Source organism: Thermodesulfobacteriota bacterium (genome assembly GCA_039028315.1).
In the GTDB taxonomy this organism is placed as follows: domain Bacteria; phylum Desulfobacterota_D; class UBA1144; order Nemesobacterales; family UBA2774; genus CR02bin9.
The window spans coordinates 1-9294 of the sequence record JBCCIH010000086.1 but is presented as its reverse complement, the minus strand read 5'-3'; the positions used below and the strand labels follow the sequence as shown (position 1 = coordinate 9294).

The following is a 9294-nucleotide window of genomic DNA, read 5'->3' as shown; positions in this document are numbered from 1 at the left end:
TTTGTTTTTAAAGGCTGTTCCGAGCAATACAGGAACGATGCTCAGATCAATTGTAGCAGCTCTGATAGCTGCATGTATTTTATCTTCTGAAATAGGATCGCCGTTTAGGTAATTCTCCATTATCTCTTCGTCAAAATCTGCAATAGATTCTAATAGAAGCTCCCTTGCAGCCTCAGCTTCAGCCACAAGCTCATCGGGGATATCGTTCAGTTCATATTTGGAACCTAAGGAATCATCGTCCCAAGTGGCGAGTTTCATTTTAATAAGGTCTATTATTCCAACAAATTCATGTCCAACTACATATGGTAGCTGAACAGGAACAGCGTTGGCCTTAAGCCTGTCTTTCATTTGAGCTACAACCTGCGCAAAATCGGCGCCGTCTTTATCCATTTTGTTAACAAAAGCCATTCTTGGCACTCTGTATCTATCGGCCTGTCTCCATACAGTCTCTGATTGAGGCTCAACTCCGCCCACTGAGTCAAAAACAACAACAGCACCGTCTAGTACTTTAAGTGATCTCTCTACTTCGATTGTAAAGTCAACGTGTCCAGGGGTGTCAATTATATTAATTCGATGATCATTCCAAAAACATGTAGTAGTAGCTGAGGTAATTGTAATTCCGCGCTCTCTTTCCTGCTCCATCCAATCCATGGTCGCAGTTCCCTCGTGAACCTCTCCTATTTTGTAAGTGAGGCCAGTGTAGAAAAGTATGCGCTCAGTTGTAGTGGTTTTACCAGCATCAATATGAGCTACGATTCCAATGTTTCTTACTTTATCAATAGGTATTGCTTTTTCCAAAACTATTCCTCCGAACTACTCGCCCTACCACCTATAATGCGCAAATGCTCTATTGGCATCCGCCATTTTATGGGTGTCTTCTCTTCTCTTTATTGATCCGCCTCTTCCTTCTGATGCATCAATAATCTCTGAGGCGAGCTTATCTTTCATTGATTTACCGTCTCTGCTTCGAATAGCAATTAGCATCCATCTTATTGCAAGAGACTGTTTTCTAAAAGCATTTACTTCCATTGGCACCTGATATGTGGCACCACCAACTCTTCTTGGTCTTACCTCAATTCCGGGCTTAACATTTTCGATTGCCGCGTTGAAAACCTCCAGAGGATCTTTGCCTGTTTTCTCGGCAATAACATCAAAAGCATCATAGAAAATTTTCTCTGCTTTACTCTTTTTACCATCTAACATAAGACTATTAATAAACTTGCTAATAGTCTGGTTTGCGTATTTAGGATCGCCCGCAATTTTTCTTTTATTTACTGAACCTTTTCTAGGCATTTGTTCTTATCCTTATATATAGCTTATTTAGGTTTTTTAGCTCCGTATTTTGAGCGTCTTTGCCTTCTATTGTCAACACCTGTCGCATCGAGTGTTCCTCTGACAATGTGATATCTTACGCCCGGTAAATCTTTTACTCTGCCGCCTCTTACAAGAATCACTGAATGTTCCTGCAGTGTATGGCCCTCACCAGGTATATATCCTGTTACTTCAATACCATTTGTAAGCCTAATTCTAGCTACTTTTCTTAGCGCAGAATTAGGTTTTTTTGGTGTTGTTGTATAAACCCTAACGCAAACACCTCTTTTTTGTGGGCAGTTCTGCAGTGCAGGAGCTTTGCTCTTCTTTTTTGCTCTTTTTCTGCCGTCTCTAACAAGCTGACTTATAGTTGGCACAGATACTATTCTCCCTAAAAAGTTAATCCAAGTAATATATCCTTACAATTTACAATATGTCAAGATTAAAAGCTCAGTTATTTTGCTTTTAATCTAAGTTTATTTTCATAGCCTAAAATCGTTACCTTTGACTTATACCAGCCGGGTTTCCATCTCTTATCAGGAAATGGCTCAAGTTCATCATCAAGAACCCTAACGCAAACTGAAATAAGCCCGCTTTGATCAACAAAAGGATCGCCCGTTTTAAGATCAGGCATTGACTCAGCTTCAGCATGCCAGCCTTCTGGTTTTAGTTCCAATAACTCAATGCATTCTATGAAAGTATGCTCCAGTTTTGTTTTATCTTCTAAATTTTCTGAATCAATCTCTAAATACCAGACCTCAGCCATTTAACTACTCCTTGGGAAGTTATATATATTTAAGCGCTTTTTTCCCAATATCCGTTCTAAAATAAAGCGAATCGTTATCTATATGATTAACCGCTTTATATACAGAATTAATTGCATCCGGAATGCTGCCACCCAGAGCGGTAACGCCTAAAACTCTTCCTCCGTTTGCGACAATATTATCATCCTGGCCGGCGGTTCCGGAGTGAAAAACCAAAACCCCGTCCATACTATTTACTTCATCAATCCGGTGAATTTGAAATCCTTTCTTATAGTCCCCAGGATACCCCTTGGAAGCCATAACTACACAAACGGAAGCATCATCATACCACCTAATTTCCTCTTTCGCTACCCCCCCTTTAGAAATTTCGTAAATAAGAGGAATTATGTCTGATTCCATTCTCATAAGTAGGGGTTGAGCCTCCGGGTCTCCAAAGCGGCAATTAAACTCCAAAACCTTTATATCATTGTCCTTAATCATAAGTCCAGCGTAGAGAATTCCTTTATATAAACGCCCTTCTTCTTTCATTGCTTGTACTGTTGGAATCATTACCTGATTCATTATTGCCGCGTGCATCTGAGTTGTTACGATAGGTGCAGGGGAATAAGCGCCCATCCCGCCAGTATTAGGGCCCTCATCATCATCTAAAAGAGGTTTATGATCCTGAGAGGATTCAAGCGGCACTACATTCTCGCCGTCTGTAAATGCAATAAAGGAAACCTCCTCACCTTCTAGAAATTCTTCAATTACAACCTGATTTCCAGAATCTCCAAAAATTTTGCTGTTCATAATGTCATCTAAAACTCTGATTGCTTCATCTTCTGTATGACAAATTATGACCCCCTTTCCGGCAGCAAGCCCGTCAGCTTTAACTACTAGTGGCGGCTTAACCTCTTTAACCCATTCGACAGCTTCATTGTAATCCGTAAAAGTAGAGAAGAATGCTGTAGGTATATTGTATTTTTTCATTAAGTTCTTTGAATATGCCTTACTACTCTCAATTTCTGCAGCAGCTTGAGTAGGACCGAAAATACAAAGCCCCTCCTCCTGGAATCTATCTACAATACCAAGAGACAATGGTATTTCAGGACCTACGATTGTTAAATCAATCTCTTCGGCCTTAGCAAACCTAACAAGTGATTCTATATCAGTCACTTTTATATCCACACATGTGGAGTTTTTAGAAATACCAATATTGCCTGGGGCGCAATAGACCGCAGTTACAAGTGGACTTTTTGAGATTTTCCAGCAAAGAGCGTGTTCACGCCCCCCGCCTCCTACTACTAATACTTTCATATATATATCCTCTAATATTGACTCCACAAATTTACAGGAGCCTCATAATCTACCAGATACCAGCACTTTTTAAATAGTATAATAAGAAATACCAAAAATTTTTTCGAGACAAAACCCTAAGTCAATATTCAATTTACAAGGTTTGTGTTTTGAGGCTGCTAAAATTACTCAACAGTGACAACTTTTGCAAGGTTTCTGGGCTGGTCGACATCGGTGCCTTTACATGTTGCTATGTAATAGGCCAGAAGCTGGAGCGGAACAATCGAAACAATCGGACTAATCATATAAGGAGAATCTGGAACCTCTATGATCTTATCAACATTACCCTGGATCTCAGGAGCATTCGGATCGCTTGTTAAAAATATCACTTTACCTTTTCTTGCACGCACTTCCTGTAAGTTTCCTAATATCTTTTTATAAGATATCCCATCCCCCGGAGCAATAAGAACTATGGGAATGTTCTCATCAATTAATGCTATCGGGCCGTGCTTCATCTCGCCTGCGGCATAACCCTCTGCATGAATATAGGATATCTCTTTTAGTTTTAGAGCGCCTTCAAAGGCAATCGGGTGGTTAATACCCCTTCCAAGATATAGAAAATTGCCATATGTAAAGAACTCCTCCGCGAGCTCTTTTATCTCATCGTCTAATTTGAGAGTGATCTCTATTAACTGTGGAATAGATAGCGCATCTTTGATAAGCTGGACCGCTTGTTTTTTTGTTATAGTTTTTTTGAGCCGCCCTAAATAGATTGCAAGAAAGTAAAACGCTACAAGCTGCGTAGTGAAGGCCTTTGTAGAAGCTACTCCTATTTCAGGTCCGGCGTGTGTGTATATCACTCCATCTGCGTCCCTGGCAATTTTACTCATCATAACATTTGTTATGCTAAGGGTTTTAGCACCTCTTTGTTTAGCCTCAGTCAAGGCTTCAGATGTGTCCGCAGTTTCTCCTGACTGAGACACTGCTATTGCCAGAGTGTTTTTATCAATAATAGGTTGTCTGTATCTAAACTCAGATGCTATATCCACCTCGACTGATATTTTAGCGATCTTCTCGATCATATATTTGCCGATAAGACTAGCGTGATAGGAAGTGCCGCATGCAAGAGCGACTATTCTTTTTACGTTTTTAAAGAGTGATGGGTCTACGCCCTCGAAAAACACTTCACCAGATTCTTCGGAGAACCTTCCCCTCATAGTATCGAGTATCGCCCTTGGCTGCTCAAAGATCTCTTTTATCATGTAGTGGCGGTATCCGCATTTCTCAGCGGCTATGGGGTCCCAGGTAATCGACTGTGATTTCCTCTTAACTGGGTTGCCGTCTAAATCGGTAATTTGAATCTTATCTTTCTCTATTATTGCAACATCACCGTCTTCAAGATAGATCACGTCTTTGCAGAATGGAAGAATTGCAGGAACATCGGAGGCTAGATAATTTTCATTTTCACCTTTGGCTAAAATTAGCGGGGAAAAGCGTCTTGTTGCGATTACCTTATCAGGATCCTTGTCACAGATAGCGGCTATCGCATATGAGCCTTCAATTTTTTTAAATGCCTCGCGCGCAGCATTTTCAAAATCAAATCCGCTATTACAGAAATCTTGGATCAGATGAGCAATAACTTCAGTATCTGTGTCAGAGTAGAATTTATAGCCCTTTTTAGAGAGCTCGTTTTTTAGGTCTAAGTAATTTTCCACAATGCCATTGTGAACAACTGATATTGCGCCAGAAACATGAGGGTGTGCATTTTTTATAGAGGCGTCGCCGTGAGTGGCCCATCTCGTGTGCCCGATTCCAACCGGCCCTTTTGGAGAGTGTCTATTTATTTTCGTTTTTAGTTTGGATAGCTTTCCTTTGCTTTTATAGACTTTTGATCGCCCGTCTTGAATTACTGCGATTCCTGAGGAGTCATAGCCCCTGTACTCAAGCCTGGATAGACCTTTTAATAAAACATCAACCGTTTTTCTCTGATCCCCAATATATCCTAATATCCCGCACATTTACTTAGCCTTCTTCTCCCTTGGTTTTCTCTTCCAGTTTTTAATCGTGGTCTGTCTTGCCCTTCCAATTGCAAGTGATCCCTCGGGCACGTCTTTAGATATAGTTGAGCCAGCTCCTGTGGTTGCGCCCTTGCCAACTTTAATAGGGGCAACTAGCATTGTGTCACTGCCGATAAAAACATTATCCTCAATTTCGGTCCTATGCTTATTCACTCCGTCATAGTTACAGGTGATAGTACCTGCTCCAATATTTACATCTTTGCCTAAAGTTGCGTCTCCAACATATGAGAGGTGAGGAACCTTTGAGCCGGTTCCGATTTTTGATTTTTTAATCTCCACAAAGTTTCCGATCTTTGCCCCGTCCATGATTTGTGCTTCTGGACGAATATGAGCAAATGGACCAACGCTAATATTATTTTTAAGAATTGCATCTGTAATATAGCAGTTTGACTTAATTTCTACCCCGCTGCCTATCTTTGTATCCAGAATCCAATTATTAGGTCCAATTATGCAGTTTGCGCCTATCTGAGAGAAACCATAGATGTGAGTATTAGGATATATGGTAGTATCCCTTCCGATTCTAATTCCAGGGGAGATATAGGTGGCCTCGGGATCAATAATAGTTACACCTGATTTCATCAGCTTCTCATTAGTCCTCCATTTAAGAGCACTCTCCACATAAGAGAGCTCAGAGCGGTCATTTACTCCCATTACTTCATCGCTGTCTTGGACAACTTGTGCGTTAATATTAAGTGAGTTCTTGTGGGCAGTCTCGACAATGTCAGTTAAGTAATACTCGCCCTGTTTATTTTTTCTATTAACTTTTTTAAGCGCATCCCAAAGAAAAGAACTTTTTACTAAATATGTGCCGGAGTTTATCTCGTCAATAAAACGCTCTTCTCGTGTTGCATCCTTTTCTTCAACAATTCTGATAGCGTTGCCATTTTGATCTCTCTTTATTCTTCCGTAACCGGTTGGATCTTCTAAGAGGGTGGTCAGAACTGAGAGGTCTGCACGTTTTCTCTCATGACTTTGAATAAGCCTTTTAAGCGTTGCAGACGTAATTAATGGAAAGTCGCCATTTATAATAAGCACATTACCTTTAAAGCTTTTTAGTGCCTCATGTGCAGAATTCGCGGCATGGCCTGTTCCGAGCTGTTTTGCCTGAGTAGCGTATGTGATTTTTTTAGAGTCTGAAATTTCTTTAACTTGATCTGAGCCGTGCCCAACAACAACCACAACTCGCTTGGGGGATAGGCTAAGCACCGCCTCGTACACATAGCTCAGCATCGGTCTTCCCAATACAGGGTGAAGAACTTTAGGAATATCGGATTTCATCCGCTTTCCCATTCCTGCGGCTAAAACTACGACAGCTAAATTGGCCAACCTATTTAGCCCTCCCGTATTTGTCCTCGAGTCTTATAACATCCTCTACTTCCGGGGTTGATGCCTCTAGAATATCGCAGTCAGTGATAGCTGTCATTCTGTGCTTAGTGTATGGAGTTATTCTGATCCCGCTTCCAGCCTTTAATATTTTTTCTTCCTTTTGTGATCCCGGCTCCTCAATCTCAAGCAGCATCTCACCGTTATGAAGATATATGGTCTCGTCTTTGACCTCATGATATTGATAACTTAAGCTCTCGCCCTTGTTTACATGAAGTATTTTGCCTACATATTTCTCGGTATACGCCCACCAAAGCTCGTAACCCCAGGGTTTTTCTACTCTTTTGATATCGCTGTTAATTTTCATTAGTTCAGTATCCCTTATGAGTATTTAGACCTGTCTGCGGTAGCTGCATAAAAAAGGTGCTATTTAAAACGGTATGTCGTCATCGCTGCCAAACGAATCATCTTCTATGTCAAAATCGCCGGGCATTTTATCATCTGCGGCTGATGGAGCATCAGACCTTGTGCCCTGTCCCTGTCCGCCAAGCATTTGCATATTTCTTGCGACAATTTCGGTTGTATACCTCGTGTTGCCTTCCTTATCTTCCCAAGAGCGCGTTCTGATCGAACCCTCGATATATACCATTCTTCCCTTGGTTAAATACTCCCCGCAAATCTCAGCTAAACGGCCCCAGGCAACTATTCTGTGCCACTCTGTGTCTTCTTGTCTTTCGCCTGCCTTATTGGTGTATCTCTCAGTTGTAGCGATTGTGAAATTGGCTACAGCCTGACCCCCAGTTGTGTATCTAATCTCAGGGTCACGACCTAAATTTCCTATCAACATTACTTTATTTACGGCCATGCTAATCTCCTAAAATTTATCTTTATTGCAAGTCTATCACCTGCGCCTTTGAAAATCCAGAAATCTAGAAAAGATGAGAAGAAAAAGATAAAAACTGGTGCAGAATTCTGCCCGTCATGCCCCATATAATATATCCCTCATAGTAGAAAACATAGTCCTTTACCTTTCTTCCTCCTCGTTCTCTTATCCTGATCTCGGTGTTTTGCTCATTAGTAAGATGAGAGACCGGAATCCAAATTGCTTTATCCACTTCCCTTGGGTCGAGCGTCATCACCACTTCTTCATTTAACAGCGATACATAAGGAGTTACGATATAATTTCTAGCTTTTGGATTATTTGGAATAACGTCGTCTAGTGAGCCTAGTATTCTGCCGCTACTACCAATATCAATTCCCACTTCCTCAATAGTTTCCCTAACTGCAGTCTCATCCTTTGTCTTATCCTCTGTTTCCATTCTGCCCCCGGGAAAAGCCATGTGTCCTGAGAAAGGGTCACGCTCATCATCGGGTCTTTTAATAAAAAGCATCTCGTAGTCATTGCTGGTTTGTTTTATAACCATCATCACAGCAGCGTGGACATATTCAGCTTCCTGTGAAATTTCACTCGAATCTATCTCTGAGAGCAAATCTTCTAATTTTTTTATTGTCTCACACATAATTTATTCCGTTATCAAAGCGTTGCGACTATGTTTCCCCACTCATCAACTCTGCATTTATACTCTGGGGGTATAAATGTTGTTGATGTGTCTTCTATTAAAAGCGAGGGTCCCCTAAACTTATAACCTGAGTAAAGTTTATCTCTCATATATTCATTTACAGTTAATTTCTTCCCGTCATAAATAATTTTTATTTTCCTTGGAGATATCTTTCTTTTCTCACTCTTTAGATTTGGAATATTCAGCTTTCTACTTTTTGATATAGCCCTTAACCTAAGTGTAATAACTTCAATCTCACTTTTTGGTTTACTGTATCCATACATCTTTTTATGTTCTTTGTGAAAAGCGGCCGTAAAATTTTTGTTATAGGGCACTGTGATTTCATGCGACTGCCTTTTATACCTTAGATCTAAGAACAATTTGTAGGAAAGCGTCTGGGTAGGAAAATCTGCCTGAGCCTTTTGTTTGAGAGCAGAATAACCGTGCTCCAGCTTTTTTAGTGTAGCTTCATTTTGATTCAAAAACACAGTCAGACTGTAGTCCTTAAATGAGTCCGCCGTAAGCATTCCAAGCGCTGATAACACGCCCGGGTCTTTTGGGAAAATTATGGTTTTAATCTCCATTGCCTGAGCCAGCTCACAAGCGTGCAGCCCGCCTGCGCCTCCGAAAGACAGCAGAGCGAAATCCCTTGGGTCATAACCTTTTCCGATTGAAATGACCCTGAGCGCTCGTTCCATATTTGCATTCGCAACTTTAATAATCCCCTCTGCGACTTCTTCAACGCTTAACTTAAGACGGCGCGAGAGTTTTTTTATAGCCGCATGTGATTTTTTGGGATGTAATTTCATTCTTCCTCCCAAAAACGCATCCGGCTTAATTCTTCCCAGAACTAAATTAGCATCAGTCACAGTAGGCTCAGAACCCTTTCCATAGCACGAAGGACCAGGGTCAGCGCCTGCGCTCTCTGGACCGACTTTTAGCGCACCTCCGGAATCAATCCTGGCAATCGATCCTCCGCCAGCC

At 41.1% G+C, this 9294-nt stretch carries 11 protein-coding genes; all 11 read right to left on the bottom strand.

The features are described 5' to 3' along the window. Nucleotides 1-798 (bottom strand): GTP-binding protein (locus AAF462_06705; GenBank protein ID MEM7008811.1); only part of this gene is annotated, 798 nt, incomplete at its 3' end. Between the two features lie 24 nt (nt 799-822). Then, on the bottom strand, nt 823-1293 hold the full coding sequence (gene rpsG, locus AAF462_06700) for a 30S ribosomal protein S7 (GenBank protein MEM7008810.1): 471 nt from the start codon (nt 1291-1293) through the stop codon (nt 823-825). A gap of 23 nt (nt 1294-1316) precedes the next feature. Beyond that, complete coding sequence (rpsL, locus tag AAF462_06695; GenBank protein MEM7008809.1) at nt 1317-1688, bottom strand: 30S ribosomal protein S12; 372 nt, start codon at nt 1686-1688, stop codon at nt 1317-1319. A gap of 77 nt (nt 1689-1765) precedes the next feature. Further along, entirely contained in the window at nt 1766-2077 is a 312-nt protein-coding gene (locus tag AAF462_06690; GenBank protein MEM7008808.1) for a hypothetical protein, read from the bottom strand. Between the two features lie 19 nt (nt 2078-2096). Then, nucleotides 2097-3371, bottom strand: a complete 1275-nt coding sequence (gene purD, locus AAF462_06685) for a phosphoribosylamine--glycine ligase (GenBank protein ID MEM7008807.1) — start codon at nt 3369-3371, stop codon at nt 2097-2099. A 164-nt stretch (nt 3372-3535) separates the two neighbouring features. Continuing rightward, nucleotides 3536-5368, bottom strand: a complete 1833-nt coding sequence (gene glmS / locus AAF462_06680; protein MEM7008806.1) for a glutamine--fructose-6-phosphate transaminase (isomerizing) — start codon at nt 5366-5368, stop codon at nt 3536-3538. Continuing rightward, nucleotides 5369-6754: a bifunctional UDP-N-acetylglucosamine diphosphorylase/glucosamine-1-phosphate N-acetyltransferase GlmU gene (glmU, locus tag AAF462_06675; GenBank protein ID MEM7008805.1), complete on the bottom strand. Its 1386-nt coding sequence runs from the start codon at nt 6752-6754 to the stop codon at nt 5369-5371. Nucleotide 6755: 1 nt separating this feature from the next. After that, on the bottom strand, nt 6756-7118 hold the full coding sequence (locus tag AAF462_06670; GenBank protein MEM7008804.1) for a cupin domain-containing protein: 363 nt from the start codon (nt 7116-7118) through the stop codon (nt 6756-6758). A gap of 63 nt (nt 7119-7181) precedes the next feature. Beyond that, entirely contained in the window at nt 7182-7616 is a 435-nt protein-coding gene (locus AAF462_06665; GenBank protein MEM7008803.1) for a single-stranded DNA-binding protein, read from the bottom strand. 64 nt (nt 7617-7680) lie between these two features. Then, nucleotides 7681-8271 (bottom strand): CoA pyrophosphatase, encoded by a 591-nt coding sequence (locus tag AAF462_06660; protein MEM7008802.1) that lies wholly within the window; start codon nt 8269-8271, stop codon nt 7681-7683. A gap of 14 nt (nt 8272-8285) precedes the next feature. Then, nucleotides 8286-9294 (bottom strand): hydantoinase/oxoprolinase family protein (locus AAF462_06655; protein MEM7008801.1); only part of this gene is annotated, 1009 nt, incomplete at its 5' end.